This window comes from Nesterenkonia sp. LB17 (assembly GCF_022565915.1).
Taxonomy (GTDB): domain Bacteria; phylum Actinomycetota; class Actinomycetes; order Actinomycetales; family Micrococcaceae; genus Nesterenkonia.
The window spans coordinates 318293-336321 of the sequence record NZ_JAJOYX010000002.1 but is presented as its reverse complement, the minus strand read 5'-3'; the positions used below and the strand labels follow the sequence as shown (position 1 = coordinate 336321).

Annotated in this window: 13 protein-coding genes and 1 tRNA gene; 6 read left to right on the top strand and 8 right to left on the bottom strand. The window is 69.1% G+C overall.

Translation table 11 applies throughout. The annotated features are described in order from the left end of the window. Positions 1 to 13: 13 nt before the first annotated feature. The 3 genes from LTH96_RS05355 to chrA all read right to left on the bottom strand — a co-directional run bounded on the left by LTH96_RS05355 (position 14) and on the right by chrA (position 4296). Entirely contained in the window at positions 14 to 1792 is a 1779-nt protein-coding gene (locus LTH96_RS05355) for a gamma-glutamyltransferase (protein WP_241464718.1), read from the bottom strand. Positions 1793 to 1804: 12 nt separating this feature from the next. Beyond that, complete coding sequence (locus LTH96_RS05350; protein ID WP_241464717.1) at positions 1805 to 2965, bottom strand: DUF418 domain-containing protein; 1161 nt, start codon at positions 2963 to 2965, stop codon at positions 1805 to 1807. 98 nt (positions 2966 to 3063) lie between these two features. Further along, the gene (chrA, locus tag LTH96_RS05345; protein WP_241464716.1) at positions 3064 to 4296 is read right to left on the bottom strand and encodes a chromate efflux transporter; all 1233 of its coding nucleotides are present in this window, start codon (positions 4294 to 4296) and stop codon (positions 3064 to 3066) included. A gap of 331 nt (positions 4297 to 4627) precedes the next feature. Here chrA and LTH96_RS05340 point away from each other — a divergent pair, with 331 nt between their 5' ends. Continuing rightward, a complete protein-coding gene (locus LTH96_RS05340) occupies positions 4628 to 6376 on the top strand; it encodes an ABC transporter ATP-binding protein (RefSeq protein WP_241464715.1) in 1749 nt (582 codons plus the stop codon). Further along, positions 6373 to 8055, top strand: coding sequence for an amino acid ABC transporter ATP-binding/permease protein (locus LTH96_RS05335; RefSeq protein WP_241464714.1), 1683 nt, complete (start codon positions 6373 to 6375; stop codon positions 8053 to 8055). The genes LTH96_RS05340 and LTH96_RS05335 overlap by 4 nt, the downstream gene beginning before the upstream one ends. Here LTH96_RS05335 and LTH96_RS05330 read toward each other — a convergent pair. From LTH96_RS05330 to mptB (LTH96_RS05315), 4 genes are all read right to left on the bottom strand, one after another. After that, on the bottom strand, positions 8021 to 9040 hold the full coding sequence (locus LTH96_RS05330) for an AEC family transporter (RefSeq protein WP_241464713.1): 1020 nt from the start codon (positions 9038 to 9040) through the stop codon (positions 8021 to 8023). The genes LTH96_RS05335 and LTH96_RS05330 overlap by 35 nt on opposite strands. Before the next feature lie 69 nt (positions 9041 to 9109). Then, entirely contained in the window at positions 9110 to 10540 is a 1431-nt protein-coding gene (locus LTH96_RS05325; protein ID WP_241464712.1) for a glycosyltransferase 87 family protein, read from the bottom strand. Continuing rightward, entirely contained in the window at positions 10537 to 12180 is a 1644-nt protein-coding gene (gene mptB / locus LTH96_RS05320) for a polyprenol phosphomannose-dependent alpha 1,6 mannosyltransferase MptB (protein WP_241464711.1), read from the bottom strand. Before mptB (LTH96_RS05320) ends, LTH96_RS05325 begins: the two co-directional genes overlap by 4 nt. After that, positions 12170 to 13960 (bottom strand): polyprenol phosphomannose-dependent alpha 1,6 mannosyltransferase MptB, encoded by a 1791-nt coding sequence (gene mptB / locus LTH96_RS05315; protein ID WP_241464710.1) that lies wholly within the window; start codon positions 13958 to 13960, stop codon positions 12170 to 12172. Before mptB (LTH96_RS05315) ends, mptB (LTH96_RS05320) begins: the two co-directional genes overlap by 11 nt. A 70-nt stretch (positions 13961 to 14030) precedes the next feature. On the opposite strand from mptB (LTH96_RS05315), the gene orn reads away from it, so the two are divergent. Further along, positions 14031 to 14645 carry an oligoribonuclease gene (orn, locus tag LTH96_RS05310; protein WP_370644394.1) on the top strand — a complete coding sequence of 205 codons (615 nt, stop codon included), beginning with the start codon at positions 14031 to 14033 and terminating at the stop codon, positions 14643 to 14645. 106 nt (positions 14646 to 14751) lie between these two features. Next, a tRNA-His gene (locus tag LTH96_RS05305) sits at positions 14752 to 14827 on the top strand. A gap of 199 nt (positions 14828 to 15026) precedes the next feature. On the opposite strand, the gene LTH96_RS05300 is transcribed toward LTH96_RS05305, so the two are convergent. Next, positions 15027 to 15245 (bottom strand): hypothetical protein, encoded by a 219-nt coding sequence (locus LTH96_RS05300; protein ID WP_241464709.1) that lies wholly within the window; start codon positions 15243 to 15245, stop codon positions 15027 to 15029. Positions 15246 to 15597: 352 nt separating this feature from the next. Here LTH96_RS05300 and LTH96_RS05295 point away from each other — a divergent pair, with 352 nt between their 5' ends. Continuing rightward, complete coding sequence (locus LTH96_RS05295; protein ID WP_241464708.1) at positions 15598 to 15957, top strand: hypothetical protein; 360 nt, start codon at positions 15598 to 15600, stop codon at positions 15955 to 15957. A gap of 151 nt (positions 15958 to 16108) precedes the next feature. Beyond that, positions 16109 to 17935: an AMP-dependent synthetase/ligase gene (locus tag LTH96_RS05290; protein ID WP_241464707.1), complete on the top strand. Its 1827-nt coding sequence runs from the start codon at positions 16109 to 16111 to the stop codon at positions 17933 to 17935. The last annotated feature ends 94 nt before the right edge of the window (positions 17936 to 18029 follow it).

The window sequence follows — 18029 nt, the reverse complement described above, 5'->3', positions numbered from 1 at the left end:
GGCAGGTCCCAGGTCAGTCGATGACGGTGTGGCTGCCCACGCGCCGGTCATCGTCGGCGCCGGTGACCTCGCCGGTCTCGTAGTCGACCTCGAGCGCCTGGACCGAGCCGAAGCCGCCCCATTCGTCCGGCCAGACCTGCAGCTCCCAGCCGAGGTCTTCCAGGGCCTCCCGGGTCTCCTCGTCGGGCTCATCGTCGAGGACCAGAAGCTCGTCCTCCTCGATGAGGCGGAAGCGCAGCCCGTCCACGGCCTCCTGCAGGGGCGCGTCCTGCAGGCCCCACTGGGTGAGCACGGTGCCCATGATGTTCAGGATCTGGTGTCCACCCGGGGTGCCGATGCCCAGCACGGGTCGCTGCTGGTCATCGAGGACGATGCTGGGCATCGACCAGGTCACCGACTTGCGGCCGGGCTCTGGCTGGTTCGCCGGGGAGTCCACCGCCTCGAAGCGGCTGAGCTGGTTGTTCAGGTAGAAGCCTCCGCTGACCTCCCCGGCGCCCCAGAAGTTCGTCAAGGTGTTGGTCATCGAGACCATGATGCCCTCGTCATCGATCACCGAGATGTGTGTGGTGTTGGCATCCTGCGGAGCGTCCGCCTGAGCCTGGGCAGGCTGCTCCTCCGAGTCCTGGGCGGCATCCTGCGCGGCGGATTGGGCGGAGACCTCGATCTCGGCGTTGGCGGCCGCGTCGGTGAGCTCCTCGACGGGGACCTCCACGAAGGCAGGGTCGCCGATCTGGGTGAACACGGTCTCCTCGGCGACGAGCCAGGCCTCAGAGAGGGTCTCGATGTACTCCGCAGAGCCCGGTTCCAGCTCGGCGATGCCCTGGGCCTCAGCGATCTGGAGCAGCTGCACCAGCGCCGGGCCGGGGAGCGCCGGCGCCGCGGCGAGCACCTCGTAGTCGCCGAACTCCCCGGAGACCGGTGCGGAGGCGGTGACCTCGTAGTCGGCGAGGGTCTGCGCATCGATGCCCTCGACCTGGGTCAGCTCCTCGGCGAGGCTGCCGGTGTAGAAGGAGTCCCAGCCCTCCGCGGCGAGGGTCTCCAAGGTGCTGGCGAGTTCGGTCTGGACCAGCTGGTCTCCGCTGGCCAGCGCCTCGCCGTCGACCTCGAAGGGTTCCACCCCTTCGATGGCCTCGGGCCCGAGGTCCTCGGTCATCCGGCTGGCCAGGAAGTCATAGACCTCGAAGCCCTCGGATGCGAGCTGCTGGGCTGGCTGGAGCAGCCGCTCCCAGTCCAGGCTGCCGTGTTCCTGATGCAGGCGTCCCATGCCGGCGACGAAGCCCGGTGCGCCGATGCCGGTCTCGGGGATCTCCCCGTCCACCCCGACCATCTCGCGGTAGTCGTAGAAGAGCGGGTCACCGTTCTGGCCGGCGATGACCACCGAGCCGCCGCCGCCGAGCCCAGAGGCGAAGGGCTCCACGACCGACATGGCGAAGGCGGCGGCAATGGCCGCGTCCACGGAGTTGCCGCCGTCGGCGAGGACCTGCTCTGCGGCGTCCACGGCGAGCGGATGCCCGGCGCTGACTCCCTGCTGGGTGAGGGTGTCCTCCACCGGTTCGGGGGTGCTGGTGGGCTCCTGCGGCTCCTCGCTGGGCGCCGGCGGGGGCGGCGGTGGGGGCTCCTCCTCGGTGGCGCAGGCGACGAGCAGCCCGAAGGCGGCGAGCAGCGCTGTGGTCTTCGCAGCCCGCCTGCGCAGCGTCCGGGGGCGCACGGTGTGGGGCGCTTCAAGGAGGTGGGGCGGTGCGTGGACGTCAATCGGTGCGTCGCGGTGCGACAGGGGGTTCTTCGGCTGCATGTTTCGTCTCCCTCAGGAAGGCGTCGGCTTCTGTTCCATGGATGCCCCCGGCTTCGCCCGGCGCGGGTAGGGGCGCGCGAGCTGCCGGCGGCGGTGACGTTCGGGAAGGCGGTAGGTGACGCGCAGGAATGCGGGAGTCATCCGCAGCAGCGCCTCGAGCGGGCCGTAGCGGAAGTTGGCCATCCACACGACGGCGAAGAGGATCAGCCCCAGCATGATCGCGCAGCTGATCAAGAAGCCCTCCAGCGGCTTCTGCGGTCCGGGGTAGATGAAGAGCGCGATGATCACCAGGTGCGCGGTGTAGGCGGTCAGCGGCATCTGCCCGACCACGACGAGCGGCCGGATGCCCTGGTTGAAATGAGGCACCGCGATCAGCAGGATGCCGAGCAGCATGACCGCGGTGCCGCTGGAGCTGATCAGCCACAGCGGCATCTGCGAATGTCCCACCGCGGAGATCATCCGATCGAAGCCGACCTGCGTGGTGTCCGGCTCGCCGAGGACCCGGACCAGCACCTCCGAGGCTCCGAAGGCGCCGAACCCGGCGATGGCTCCCAGGTAGACCAGGCGCCACTGGAGCTTCGCGTTGCCCAGCGGCTGCCGGCCCAGCCAGACCCCGAGGAAGAACGGAGCGATCCAGACCACCAGCGGGTAGGGGCCAGAGACCAGGATCGCGCCGATGATCTGGAACGGAGAGTCCCCCATCTGGGCGGGTTCGATGTGGAAGTGCGTGGTCTGCCGCGCGAGGATCCAGAGCACCGGTCCCAGCAGCGCAGAGGCGGTCGCGGACCAGAACAGCCAGCGGGTGGACATCTTGACCATGAACGCCGCCAGGAAGAACAGCGCCGCGTAGGTGGTGAGGATGACGTTGACCCCATGCTCCAGGGTCTGCAGTCCCAGGCCCAGTGCCAGCAGCAGCAGGCCCCGCCAGAGCAGCGTGCTGCGCCGGGTGATGCCCTTGGTCAGCGAGCGGCGCGCCAGAAAGGTCACGCCGATCCCGGCGAGCACCACGAAGAGGATGGAGGCGCGACCATTGAGGGCCCGTACGATCCAGGAGGCCCATCCGTCGGTGTTGTAGGGACCGACATTGACGATGATCATGCCGAAGACCGCGGCGGCGCGCGCCACGTCGAGGGCATAGAGACGACTCAGCCCGCGAGCTTGGGAGCTCAGCATGCGGCAGGGTCCTCCTCGCCATAGCAGTCAAGTACCTCAGAACTGTACCTCTCGGTCCTGCGCTTTTGCTCTACATCCAGGTTCCCGTCAGCCGGGTCTCAGAGCAGCACCCAGCCGAGCAGGCCCGCGGCGAGCACCACGGCCCAGGCCGGGACCCGCCAGCTGTTCAGCGCCACGAAGGCCAGGACAGCGAGCACCAGCGCCTCGATTCCCACCTCGAGCACCCCGGCGGTGAAGACCGGGGTGTAGAGCGCGGCGGCCAGGATGCCGACCACTCCGGCGTTGACCCCCATCAGCGCCTTCTGCGCGGACGTGTTGCTGCGCAGCCGCTCCCAGAATGGCAGCGCCGCGATGACCAGCAGCGCGGCAGGCGCAAAGATGGCCAGGACCGCGACGGCGGCGCCGGCGAGGCCGGTGGGCGTGCCGGTGCTGGAGGCGCCGAGGAAGCCGGCGAAGGTGAACAGCGGGCCGGGGACTGCCTGCGCGGCCCCGTAGCCGGCCAGGAATACCTCGGGGTCCACCAGGGCGGGGACGGTCTCGGCCTGCAGCAGCGGCAGCACCACATGGCCGCCGCCGAAGACCAGCGCCCCGGCTCGGTAGAAGGAGTCGACCATGGCCGCCAATCCGGTGCCGCTGGCGGCGGCGAGGATCGGCAGGCCCGCCAGCAGCGCGGCGAAGAGCGCACCCGCGGTCCAGGAGGCACGTCGGGAGACCCGCACGGTGAACGCGTCCTCGGGCTTCGGCCCGGTCTCCGGGGGGCGCAGCCAGAGGGCCCCGATGACCCCGGCGGCGAGAATCGCAACGACCTGGATGAAGGGATTCGGCACCAGCAGGACCAGCACCATCGCGGCCGCCGCGATGGACGCCCGCGGAGCGTCCGGGGTCAGCGCCTTGGCCATCGAGAGCACCGCGTGGGCCACCACGGCCACCGCGGCGGCCTTGAGTCCGTCGATCCAGCCGGCCTCGGTGAGGTCCCCGGCGTGTTGGACCCCCAGTGCGAACGCCACCAGCAGCACCACCGAGGGCATGGTGAATGCGAACCAGGCCGCGATCATCCCGGGGTAGCCGGCGCGCTGCAGGCCCAGCGCCATGCCGACCTGGCTCGACGCCGGGCCGGGCAGGAACTGACACAGCCCCACCAGGTCGGCGTAGGCCTTCTCGGTGAGCCAGCGGCGTCGGGTGACGAAGGCCTCGCGGAAATATGCCAGGTGGGCCACGGGCCCGCCGAAGGAGGTCAGCCCCAGGCGCAGGAAGACCAGGAACACCTCTGCCACGGTGCCGGGGTGTCGGGAGACGGCGGGGCCGGCGTCGTCCTCTGCGTGCTCAGTCATCTGCGCACACACTCGAGCAGGAAGGTTAACAGAAGTTGAACAGCCCCGGTCAGCCGATTGGTCCTGTTCAGCCAGATCAGGTCATCCGCGGCACCGGTCGGCGCAGATCGGTGTCGAGCGCGTGTCCGTTGAGCCCAGCGGCGTTCACCTGGACCTCCGCACCGAGGCCTCCGAGCTGATCGCGATGGAGTCCGACGCCGCGCTGACTGCTGTCCCGGCCGGGGCGTCACCCGGTGGCTGCATCACGGCAGCTCGATCAGCGCATCGGACGGCGCTTCGCAAATGTTGCACTGGCCCACGGGGGCCCGCTGAACCTGGAATGATCTGAGGCGTGCTTCTGCAAGATATGCCTCCCCGCGCGTGGATCGCTGCCGCGCTGCAATGGATCCGCACGATCGCGCTCGCCACGCTGTTCCTCGCCCTGGGCCAGGTCCTGGATGCGGCGCTCGGCGAGACGGACCCCACCGGTGCGCTGGTCCTCGGCGCGATCGCCGGCGCCGCTGCGATCATCTGCGCCGGAATCGCCGCCGCCGTGCCGCCTCGCTTGCGCGCGGTCGAGGAACAGCGCTGGCGGGCCAGCGGGATCCGGGTCGCGCTGGGCCGTGACCCGGCCGCTCCGTCAGGGCCACCTGCTGGCCCCGGCGGCGGCGGTCCCGGTGGGCGCCCTGGCGGCGGCCGCCCGGGCACGGGTGAGGCTGAGCTGCTCACCGGCGGGGTGGAACGCATCGCGGAATACCGTGCGGAGTTCCTGGGGCCGGCGCTGGCGGCGTTCACCGCCCCGGCCCTGGTGCTGCTGATGCTGGGCATCTTCGTAGACCCGGTGATCGCCGTCGTGCTGCTGGTCCTGGTGCTGCTGGTCCCGGTGCTGGTGCGGTTCTTCCTGGCGCGCTTCCGCGGCCCCACCGCCGCCTACCGGCGCCTCGCCGGACAGGCCACCGCGAAGTTCCAGGAGGTGCTGCGCTCCCTCGGCGGGCTGGTGCTGCTGGGCGCTGAAGACGCCGGCCGGCGCAGCGTGGCCGAGGCCGCCGCTGCCCTGCGGGTCCAGGCGGTGACGCTGCTCAAGCGCAGCCAGCTGATGATCCTGGTCAATGACGCGCTCTTCTCGCTGGTGATGATTACCGCCGCGGTCGGGCTGGCCCTGTGGCGATTCGACGTCGGTGCGATCACCGCCGGCGGATTCCTCGCCGTGGTGCTGCTCGCCACGATGCTCTACGAACCCATCGACAAGCTCGGCCGCTCCTTCTACGTCGCGATGGCCGGACGGACCCAGCAGGGACTGTTCACCCAGACGCTGACGACCCCGACGACGGTCGCTGAGGCCCCGTCGGAAGCTGCGCGTGCACAACCTGCGGCGGAGACCGTCGAACTGCTGCGCCTGAAGGATCTCGGCGTGGACCGCGGCGGCAGCAGCGTCCTGCGCGGAGTCACGCTGAGCGTCCCGCGCGGCACCGCCGTCGCCGTCGTCGGTCCCTCCGGAGCCGGCAAGTCCACCCTGGCCGCGGTGCTGCAGGGCCTGATCCCGACGGCGGCCGGTCAGCTGCTGCTCGAGGGTCAGCCGGCCGATTCTGCGGCGCTGCAGCAGGCGGCGGTGACCGTGCCGCAGAAGCCGTTCATCTTCTCCGGCACCGTGGCGGAGAACCTCCGCCTCGCCCGTCCCGACGCCACCGATCGCCAGCTCTGGGAGGTCCTCGCCCAGGCGCGCCTCGACGCGGAGATCGCCGCAAAGCCCAGAGGACTGGCCACCCAGGTCGGTGAGGACGGCGGTTCGCTCTCCGGAGGACAGATCCGCCGACTCGCGATCGCCCGCGCGCTGCTCTCCGGGGCCAAGCTGCTGATCCTCGACGAGCCCACCGCTGACCTGGACCGGCGCGCCGAACAACTGGTCGACGAATCGCTGCGCAGCCTCGCCGGAGACCACACGCTGATCATCATCGCCCACCGGCTGGCCACCACCCGCTGGGCCGATCAGGTCCTGGTCCTTGAAGCCGGACGCACCGCGGCGCTGGGCACCCCAGAGGAGCTCCTCGCCGAGGAGGGCTACTACGCGCAGGCCACTGCAGGAGAAGGTGAAGACCGATGATCATGCATCTGCTGACGCTGGCCAAGGGATCCGCCGGGCTGCTCGCGCTCTCGGCCCTCGCCCGGACGCTGACCCTGCTCTGCGGCGCCGCTCTGCTGGTCTATCCGGCCTGGTTGGTGGGCCGTCTCGCCGACGGCCAGGACATCCCGCAGCTGGGGACCGTCGTGGCGGTCATGATCGCCCTGGCCGCGGCCAAAGGCCTGACCCGTTACGCCGAGCAGCTCTCCGGGCACACCGCGGCCTTCGCGCTGCTCGAGCAGCTGCGGATCAGGCTCTACGAGAAGCTGATCCCGCTGGCCCCGGCGGTGACCGCCTCCCGCGGGAGCGGCCGGCTGCTCTCAGCCGCCACGCGTGACGTGGACCGGGTGGAGGTCTTCTTCGCGCACACCCTGGCCCCGGTGGTGACTGCGGTGCTGATCCCCGCCGCCGCCGTCGTGCTCACCTGGAACCTGACCGGCGCAGCGCTGGGACTCGGGCTGCTGCTGATCTACCTGGCGGCCGCTGCCGCGCTGATCGGCATCGGTCGCCGCGGCGGACGCGCCAACAGCACCGCTCAGGTGCGTGCGCGGGGCGCCCTGGCCCAGGAGATCAGCGACGACCTCCGCGGGGCTCAGGAGATCACGATCTTCGGCGCCCAGGAACAGCGGGCTCAGCGGGTGGACCACATCGGCGCCCAGATCGGGGAAGGCTCCCGCGGCGCCTCGGTGCTGCAGGGACTGCGCGCGGCTGCCGGTCAGGGTTGGCAGGTGCTCGCACTGTTCATCCTGCTGCTGCTGGGACTGCCCCAGGCCCAGGAGGGCGTGATCGGCTACACCGAGCTGCTGCTGGTGCTGGCCCTGGTGCCCGGCACCGCCCCCGCGCTCGCCGCGATCGAGGCGCTGGGCATCTCGCTGCCTGCGGCGCTGGCCTCCGCGGCGAACCTGCGCGAGCTCGAGGAGAGCACGCGCGAGGTCGCCGAGCCCACCCACCCCGTCGCGGTGAGCACCGAGCGCGACGGCGCCGCCTCGGTGTCCTTCCACGGGGTCAGCTTCGGCTACCCCGGCACCGAGCGAGAGGTGCTGCGCGACGTGGAGCTTCACGTCGAAGCCGGGCAGGTGGCCGCCGTCGTCGGGGTCAGCGGGTCGGGAAAGTCCACGCTGGCCTCGCTGCTGACCCGAGTCTGGGACCCGCAGGCCGGTGAGGTGCGGCTCGGGGGCACCGATGTGCGTGATCTCGAGCTGGCCGCGCTGCGCGCGAACATCACCGTGGTGGAGCAGCGCCCGGTGATGATCAGCGGCACCATCCGGGAGAACCTGCTGCTGGGCAGCCCGGCGGCCACCGAGGAGCAGATCCTTGCCGCCTGCCGTTCCGCCTGCTTGTCCGCCGATATCGAGGCGATGCCGGAAGGTCTGGACACGCAGCTTGGCAGCGAGGGCGCCCGGCTCTCCGGGGGTCAGTCACAGCGGCTGGCGCTTGCTCGCGGGTATCTGCGGGGCAGCCCGGTGCTGATCCTCGACGAGATCACCTCGGCCCAGGATCCGCTCACCCAGGCCGAGATCCTGCGCCGGATGCCTGAGGCCACCGACGCGACGGTGATCATGATCGCCCACCGCAGCGCGGTGCTGCGCCATGTGGGCAGCGTCTACGAGATCGACGCGGGGAAGATCAGAGCAGCAGCTCTGCCAGCAGCGGGAGCGTGATCAGGCAGGCCAGCGTGCTGGTCACCAGGATCGAGGCGGCCAGCCGGCCGTCGCCCTCGTACTGCTGAGCGAAGACATAGACCGTGGTGGACGACGGCATCGCGGCGATGATGATCAGCGTGCCCGCCCAGATCGGTCCCAGCTGGTCATAGAAGGGCAGCACCGCCAGCCAGGTCAGCACCGGCAGCACCAGGATCTTGCCCACCGTGCCCAGTCCGATCAGACGCTTGGGCACTCCCCCGCTGCGGATCCCCTCGATCGCCGGGTGCAGCGCCAGGCCGACGCAGAACAGCGCCAGCGGGACCGCCGTCTGCCCGAGCAGGCTCGCCGATTCGTTGATCGGCGCGGGCAGGCTCAGCGGGCTGAAGACCACCAGCAGCGCCAGCGCCATGGCGATGAACACCGGGTTCAGCAGCAGCGCCCGCTTCAGGATCGGCCCGATCTGCGTGCGCAGCAGGTGCCCGATGCCGCCGGCCCGCTCCGCGTGCCCGGCCTGCGCATCCCCGGTCTGCGCGTCCCCGGTCTGTGTGGCACGGGAAGCTACGACGGTGCGGACCAGCGGGTAGCCGTTGAGGTAGATCAGGTTGTGCATCATGTGCACGATCCCGGCGGCCAGGCCGGCTTCGGGGCCCAGCACGCTGATCGACACCGGGATTCCGAAGTACCCGACGTTGCCGAAGCTGCCGGCCAGCGAGGTCGCCGCGGCGCCCTCGTGGCCGCGGACGCCGAAGAGGCGGCTGCCGTAGTACAGGGCGATGGAGACCAGCGGGGTCACGACGGCGACGATGACCACCGCGAGCAGCGGGAAGCCGGCGGTGGGCGGGGCGGTGATCATCGCGGTGTAGATGAAGGTGGGCAGCGCGAAGTAGAACAGGAAGCCGTTGAGGTGGTCCTGCCCGCTGCGAAAGCGCGGGATGAATCCGGCGGCGAAACCGACGCCGATCACCAGGAACATCGGGCCGATGACGGCGAGCATGTCAAGCATCAGGGTCTCCCCCGCCGTGGAAGAGACCAGCGGGCGCAGCCGGCGCGGCCCGCGGCAGCAGCCGGCGGGTCACCAGCGCAGCTTCAAGGAGGTCGTCCGGCCGAGTCCGGGCAGCCCGAACGCATCGGGTCGCCCGCGGGTGACACCGGCCAGCGGGTCTGTCTCCCCCAGCACCGTGCCATCCGGATCTGGATGGCGCGGTGCGGAGGTGCGCTGGTGGGAGCTGCGCGCGTCGTCGTCGGTCGCTGCTGCTCTCGCGGCCGCCCGGTCCCGATCCCTCGGCTGGGAGCGGACGATGTCCTTCTCGGGGTCCAGGATCTCGCGGACCACCTGGACCATCAGGTAGATCAGGGTGGCCATGTGAGCCAGGATCCCGATGTGGTAGGCCCAGTCGATGAGCTCGGTGCCGCCGGCGAACTCCCCGCCGGAGGTGATCTTCGCGCTCATCATCCACACCGAGACCCAGTGGTAGACCTCCGCGGCCTGCCAGACGAGGTATCCGCGGACCTTCGGGCGCGCCAGCACCAGCAGCGGGATCAGCCACATCACGAACTGCGGGGAGTACACCTTGCCCAGCAGCAGGAAGCTGGCCACGATCAGGAAGCAAAGCTGCGCCATCCGCGGCCGGGTGGGAGCCGCCCAGCCCAGGTAGGCCACGCCGAGGCAGCACAGCAGGAAGAGCCCGTTGGAGAGCAGCGAGAACCCGGCGCCGTCCAGCGGCAGCCAGCTGAAGAACAACCAGACCGAGGAGAAGCTGACGTCGCGCTCGGAGGAGAAGCGGTAGAAGGTGGACCACTGTTCGAACTGCAGGAGCATGAAGGGCAGGTTCACCGCGAGCCAGGTCAGCACTGCGGCGATCGTCGTCGCCGCGAAGGAGCGCAGCCGCCCGCTGCGCAGACACAGCACCAGGATCGCGCCCAGGAAGAACAGCGGATAGAGCTTCATCGCAGCGCCCAGACCGATGAGCACCCCGGCCCAGACCGGATGCGAGCGGCCCCAGAGCAGCAGCGCCAGGGCGCCCAGGAAGACCGCCCACATGTCCCAGTTGATCGACAGCGAGAGGATGATCCCCGGGGCCAGGGCCACCATCAGCGCGTCCTGGCGTCGGTGACCTGCGGTGGAGTACGCGGTGGCCAGTACGACGCCGAGCCAGCAGAGGATCACCGCGAAGTGGTTGAGGTCGTAGAACGCCAGGATCCGCTCGTCGGTGATGCCCTCTCCGGGGACCAGAAGCGCGAGCACCCCGGCGACCATGACCAGCAGCACCGGGTACTCCATGACCTGATCGGCCGGGACGTCATCGACGAAGGGGAAGAGTCCCTCGGCGAGCCCGCGCTGGCTGAACAGCAGGGAGAAGTCGGAGTAGCACATGTGGATGTGCTGATCGGGGTCGGTCCAGCCGTGGATCCGGCACCACTGCACGGCCGCCACGGAGAGCGCGGCGCCCAGGGTGGTGGCGGCCAGCAGCAGCCAGAGCAGTCGGGAGCCGGGGAGCTTCACGTCGTGTCCTTCTCGTAGATGTCCTCGGCCGCCCAGGAGGTGCGCGGCGGGGTCAATCCTCTCAGCCGCTCCCACCCGTGCTGTGCATTCCAGCGCTGGGAGCGCCGCCGCATGTCGAAGAACTCGGTGGTGTTGGGGTCCAGGAAGACCACATAGATCAGGTACAGGGTGACCACGGCGATGGCGATGGTGTAGATCGCGGCCGCATCGATCCACTGCGCCACCGAGAGCTGACCGACCATCGAGAGGAGCACCATCACCGTGAAGACCGTGGTCACCAGCACCAGGACTCGTCCGCGGTAGACGTGGACCACCGCGTAGAACGGCAGCAGCCAGAGCAGGTACCAGGGCTGGATGATCGAGGAGGTCAGCACCACCAGGGTGAGCCCGTAGCCGGCCCAGAGGACCGGGTTGCCGACGTTGCGGCGCAGCAGCATCCACGCCAGCATCGCGCCGGCCGCGGCGCGCGCCAGGGTGTAGACGATCTCGGTCACCACGGCGGCGTCCACCCCGGTCAGCGCTTGCAGCGCGGCACCGAGGCCGATCCCGAGCAGTCCCACCGGGGCGGCCTGCAGCACCGCGGCGCCAGCACCCAGGGCGGCTGCGATCCAGCCCAGGCCGATCCCGAGCGCCGCGCCACCGGCGACCAGGAGCACGGCGGCGGCGGTGCCCCCGATGGCCCATTCTCGGAAACGGTGCCGCAGCGCGGCGGTGCTGCGCAGCGGCAGCAGGAGGATGAAGGGCAGCACCACCATCGCGATGGGCTTCACCGCGATCGCCGCGACCACCAACACGAGGCACAGCACCCGTCTCCGGCGCAGCCCCGCGAGCGTGCCGGCGAGCATCAGCCCGATCATCAGCGCGTCATTGTGGGCCGCCGGGAGGAACACCAGCAGGGTCATCGGGTTCAGCAGGCACAGCCACAGCGCCCAGGAAGGCTCCGAGCCGAAGGCCTTGGCCAGCCGGGGGATGCAGTAGAGCATCAGTGCCATCCCGATCAGGGACAGGCCGCGGAAGAGCAGGATCGCGATCTCTGGGACGCCGCCGGAGACGAACCAGACGACCTGCGCCAGCACCAGGAACAGCGGTCCGTAGGGGGACGGGGATTCCGCCCAGAGCCCGTCCGCGCCCTCCATGAACCATCCGGGGAGCTCGGAGACGCCGTGCTCATAGGGGTTCAGTCCGGCGTGCAGCACCCGGCCCTGGGCCAGGTAGGAGTAGACATCGCGGGAGAAGATCGGCAGCGTGAACATCAGCGGGGTGGCCCACATGAACAGGGTCCGGCGCATCACCGGGGTCGCCCGCGCCGACCAGGACCCCACCCGCTGGGAGAGGCGCAGCCAGGACCGCACGAGCAGCAGCGCGCCGAAGACCAGCAGCACCGTGCAGGTGACCACGCCCGCCGTCGTCGTGCGCAGCGGCAGCAGCACCGGGTTCAGCGCGAGCAGCGACTGCGGGGTCATCGCCAGCCAGCCCACGCCCCAGGAGCCGAACATGATCATGATCGAGGCGAGCAGTCCCTGACGGGCGGTGTGCGAGGCGGCGGCCTCTTCGCCGCCGATGAACCAGGCGGTCGGCGGCCACTGGCCGAGGAAAGAGCGCGCGCGCAGCGCATTGCGGGAGACGAGGTTAGCGCGCACCTGGAGCGGTCTCCTCTCCCCCGGGCTCGGCGGCCGGTGCGGCGGCGTCGGCCGGTGTGGCGGCGTCGTGGGCGGCGGGGCTCGCCCGTGCGCCGTCGTCGGTCTGGGAGGATCGGCGGCCGCGCAGTCGGGGCCATTCCCAGCGGACCGCGGGCAGGCCCCAGCCCTCCCAGACCACCCAGCGGGTCTGCCGGTCCAGCAGGGCCAGCCAGACGATGCAGATCCAGGACACCGTGACGGAGAGAGCGAGCATCTGAGCGTCCAGCTGCAGGAACTGGTAGATGGACAGCTGGTCCGAGGCGCCGAAGGTCAGGAAGAAGGCGATGGTGAACACCACCCACTTGAACTGCCAGTCTTTGCGGATCCCGGTGATCGCGAACAGCGGCAGCAGCCACAGCAGGTACCAGGGCTGGATGATCGGTGAGAGCACCACCAGGGCGGTGAACGCCCAGACCATCCGCTGGACGATGAACTTCTCACTGCCGCGGAACATCAGCCACAGCACCACGGCCACCGAGAGGAGCCGGCCTGCGATCTTGAACACCTCCAGGGTCCAGCTGCTGTCGAGTCCGAAGGAGCGCAGCAACGTGCCGAGCCAGCCGTCGGCGATCCCGATCGGGGACCAGAAGACGCTTCCGGTGCCGGTGCCGGCCAGGACGGCGAGCCAGCCGAAGCCGTAGCCCTGGATGAGGCCGATGGTGATCATCACGGCGGCGGCGATGCCAGCGGTGAGGAACCAGTAGGTGAACTTCCGTGACCAGGAGGCCACCGGTCCGGCCCAGAGCAGCCCGATGAAAGGCAGCAGCACGATGGTGATCGGCTTGATCCCGATCGAGACGACCACCAGCAGCGTGGCGAGGACTCCCCTGCTGTGGGCCGCGGCGTAGATGCCAGCCAGGGCGAAGCCGACCATGATCGCGTCGTTGTGGGCGCTGGAGATGAAGCTGATGATCAGCAGCGGGTTCGCCAGCGTGATCCACTGCGCCCGGGCAGGGTCGATCCCGTGGATCCGGGCGAGCTTGGGCACGAATATCATCATCATGACCACCCCGCCCACGCAGGCGAGCCGGAAGAGGAACAGCGCAAGGTCGGGACTGTCTCCGGCGATGTTCATCACCGCGGCCTCGAGCCAGAGGAACAGCGGACCGTAAGGCGTCTCGGATTCGGCCCAGAGGATGTCGGTGCCCAGCTGGAACCAGTTGTCCAGGGTGGAGACGCCCGTGGTGTAGGGGTCCTGACCGGCCAGGACCAGCCTGCCCTGATTCAGGTAGGCGAAGACGTCGCGGGAGAAGATCGGGAGCGCGACCAGCTGGGGCAGCGACCAGAGCACGACGGCGGCGTTGACCGTGCGCAGCGAGCGAGTGGGCCACTGTTGGCTCTGATCGGGGTTCTCCAGCACCCGACCCAGCCGCAGCCAGGCGCGCAGCATGACCCAGCAGCCCAGGGTCAGCGCGATCGTGGCGACGACCACGCCGACCGTCTCGGTGCGGTACGCGATGATCCACGGCTGCCGGGACAGCGGGGAGACGCTGACCAGCCATCCGACGCCGAAGGAGCCCAGGAGGACCAGCATCGACCCGAGCAGGCCTTCGACCATCGGGGACCAGACGCTCTTGGGGCGGGTGGAGGACCGCAGGATGTGCAGCCAGATGTCCCGCTTGCGCGGCGGGCGCGGATCGGGGTCTGTCTGGGGGCGCTGATCGGGGTTGCCGAGCCCGACGGCGCCCTCGGCACCGCGCGGTGCAGGGCTGTTCTCGGTGGCTCCAGCCTCAGCGCTCATCGCCCTTGAATTTATCACCCACAGTCGCTGTCACCCCGGCGCCTGGCGGGCTGTCGGTAGAGTGAGAACCGTGAATTCTGAAGAGACTGAGACCAACGCCTCATCCATCACGTCTGTGCCGGTGAGCCCGGGTGGCTCCTGGGCGGGCCGGATGGTGTGGATCGACTGTGAGATGACTGGGCTGAATCCCGATCACGATGTCCTGGTGGAGATCGCGGCGCTGGTCACCGACGCCGAGCTGAACATCCTCGGTGAAGGGGTCCAGGTGGTCATCAGCCCGGACCCGGCCGAGCGGCTGGAGACGATGGCCCCGATCGTGCAGAGGATGCACACCGCCTCGGGCCTGCTCGAGGACCTCAAGAACGGCGTCTCGGTCCAGGTCGCCGAGCAGCGGGTCCTGGACTATGTGAAGGCCTGGATCCCTGAGGCGGGTGTGGCGCCCCTGGCCGGGAACTCGGTCCACGCGGACAAGGCCTTCCTGCGTGTGGCCATGCCGGACTTGATGAAGCACCTGCACTACCGACTCATCGATGTCTCCACCATCAAAGAGCTCTCCTCCCGCTGGTACCCGCAGGCGAAGGAGTCCGCGCCGGCGAAGACCGGCAACCACCGGGCGCTCGGAGATATCCAGGACTCCATCGAAGAGCTGCGGCACTACCGCCGGACGGTCTTCAAGCAGAGTTGAGCCGATTTCCGGATTCGGCCGGAGTCTGTGTAGACTGACATGCGTTGCTTTCAGGCGTTCAAGGCTGATGAGCAGCGAGTGCGGGAGCCGGCTTCGGCTCCACATGGTGGGCGTAGCTCAGCTGGTAGAGCATCGCGTTGTGGTCGCGAGGGTCGCGGGTTCAAGCCCCGTCGCTCACCCCATGGAACGGTCCTGGTCATCCGACCAGGGCCGTTTTTCGTTGCGCGCGCGAAGGCGGACCGAGGGCCGAGACCCTGGCGCTCCTGGGTCAGCATGCGCCTCGGTGGAGCTTGGGAACGGTGAAGTCCACGCGGCACGCGTACGCGGATGGAAAAGTCTCTATGCGGTGAACAGCGCGCCACTGCCCACCGGTGCCAGATCCTATGCTGCGTGTTCCTTGCTTCGGCGCTCCTCGACCATGCTCTCCACGGCTTCGAGTGCGGCTTTCCCTGCGCGCGCCGCAGTGATCATGTCTTCGAATGCGGAGTGGGATCTGATCAGATCCCCTGCCTGCTCCGCGGTGAGTGCTTCCAACCAGTGCCTGTTGACGTCCATCAGGGCGAAATGGGCCTGGTCCTCGAGTTCAGCTCGACTGCTCATGTCCTGGCGTCCCCTCGGTCGCTGGATGGGAGTGTTTCTAGGGGTTACGCCGCTCGACCCGGTTTCGTTCACGCTTCGCTGCAAGTTTTTTGCAGCACGCCGCCCGGAGTCGTCCCCGCAGATCAGCCTTGAGGGTTCATGCGATCTCATCTGCGAGGCTCAGCAGGAGGAGGCCGATGAGCTCTCCGAGCTCCTGGTCGAAGCGTGGGAGACCAGGGCACCGAAATGACTCCGCGCTCAACGCAGCCAGAGATCTCCTTCCCGCGCCTGGCTTGCCGTGATCGGCTTCGTCGCCCCGGCTGCCATCGGGCCCGGTTGCCTTGGAGCCCAGCACGGTGAGTAGGGTTGGGGCATGGACTTTCTCTCCGCGAACTGGCTCGCCGCCGGCGCGATCGCGATATTGGCGGTGGCTGCCGTTGTGGTGGCCATCGCTCGGGGACACGCCGGCAAGGACGCACGGATCACCGCGTCACATCAGCCCGGAGTCATCACCCTGACCAGCAGCTTGGACGCGAAGGTCGTGGCCATCCTCAATGAGGGTGACAGCCTGGCCGAGTCTCTGAAGCGGGACCCGCTGGATCTTCCGATCACCCTGGTGGCAGGCGAGCCGTTCAGCATCCGCTATCAGGATGCGTCCGGCCGGGCACCCCGCAGCATTCTGCTGCGCCTGCAGGACGGCGCGATGAACCACGTGGACCTGCCGTCGGTCTGAAACCGTCCCTCGGGCGCTTCACACGGCGTCGCCGGATTTCGCCTCTGAGCACACCTCATCGCGGGCAGGATATTCTTCCTAAGGCGGTGGTCAACACCGGATCACCAGCAGCGCTCGCCGAAGAACGCGTCACCACACCGGGAGGAACTCCGTGCAGGAAACCGCGATATCGGCGCTCATCGATGTGCCGGCCGATATGAACATCACCGATCTTCTGGAGCAGCAGCGGACCGAGGACCCTGAGAACGTCCTGTTCACGCGCCGTGACGCCGCCGGCGAGTGGGTGGACGTCACCGCCGCCGCGTTCCACACCGACGTCGCAGCTCTCGCCAAGGGCCTGATCCAGCGCGGTGTCACGCTGGGCGATCGCGTCGGGATCATGTCTGCGACCCGGTATGAGTGGAGCCTGCTGGACTTCGCGCTCTGGTACGCCGGCGCCGTCTCGGTCCCGGTCTACGAGACCTCCTCCGCCGCACAGATCGCCTGGATCGCCGAGGATTCCGCACTCAGCCTGGTCTTCGCTGAGACGCCCGGGCATCGGGAGACCATCTTGGAGGGCCTGAAGGGATCCGGACTCCAGCAGACCCCCGAGGTGCTGCTCATCGAGTCCAGCGCACTGGACGAGCTCCGGCAGGCCGGCGCTGTTGTTTCAGACCAGGACCTCGAGGGCCGCCGGGCCACCGCCGTCGGTGAGGATCTCGCCACCATCATTTACACCTCGGGAGCCACCGGCCGACCCAAGGGCTGCGAGCTGACCCACGGCAACTTCGTGGACCACAGCCTGCAGACCCTTGCCGCCATGGACGGCGTCGTCGGCAGACACTCCTCCACGGTGCTGTTCCTGCCCATGGCCCACGTCTTCGCTCGGTTCATCTCGGTGATCTTCATCGCCGCCGGCGGACGGGTGGCGCACACCCCCGACATCAAGCAGCTCATCGAAGATCTCGGCGTGATCCGGCCGACCTTCCTGCTCGGAGTTCCGCGGGTCTTCGAGAAGATCTACAACGCCGCCGCGCTGAAGGCCGAAGGCGATGGCAAGAAGCGCATCTTCAAGGCCGCGGCCGACGCGGCGGTGGACTGGTCGCGCGCCACCGCCGAGGGCCGCGTTCCGCTGAGTCTCCGGCTCAAGCACGCCGTGTTCAGCAAGCTGGTCTACTCGAAGCTGCGCAACCGGATGGGCGGCAACGTCACCCACGCCTTCTCCGGCGGGTCCCCGCTGGGTGAACGGCTGGGCCACTTCTTCAACGGCGTGGGCATCCAGATCATCGAAGGCTACGGACTCACCGAGACCACGGCCCCGGTCACCGGCAACATCCCCTCGGTCTACCGGATCGGCACCGTCGGGATCCCGCTCCCAGGCAATGCCGTGCGCGTGGAGTCCGACGGCGAGCTGCTGGTCAAGGGCAGCAGCGTCTTCCGGGGGTACCGCAACCGGCCCGAGCTCAACGCCGAGTCCTTCACCGCCGATGGCTGGTTCTACACCGGTGACCTGGGTCGTCTAGATGAGGCGGGTCGGCTGATCATCACCGGACGCAAGAAGGAGATCCTGGTGACCGCCGGAGGCAAGAACGTCGCCCCCGCGCAGCTCGAAGATGCCATCCGGGCAGACCTGCTGGTCTCCCAGGTAGTCGTGGTCGGTGACGGCAAGCCCTTCATCAGCGCGATGATCACCCTCGACGGCGATGTCATACCGTCCTGGCTGCGCAGCAAAGGTCTCGACCCCGACACCGCGATGAGCGAGCTCACCGAGCACCCCCAGGTTCTGGAGCATCTGCAGCAGGTCATCGATGCCACCAATGCAAGTGTCTCGAAGGCCGAGTCCATCCGCAGCTTCACCGTGCTCGAGGATGACTTCACCATCGACTCGGGGCACCTGACGCCCTCGCTGAAGATCCGCCGGGCCGAGGTCATGCGTGACTTCCAGCGTGTGGTCGAGAACCTCTACGAGAAGGCCGCCCACCGCGCCAAGCGACACTGAGCCGCTCACCCCACAGCCGATCTCGACGCGGCGCCCCCGGGCGCCCCCCGCGGGCCGCCTGCGCCGCGGCGAGATACCCCGGGGCCCGGAGGGT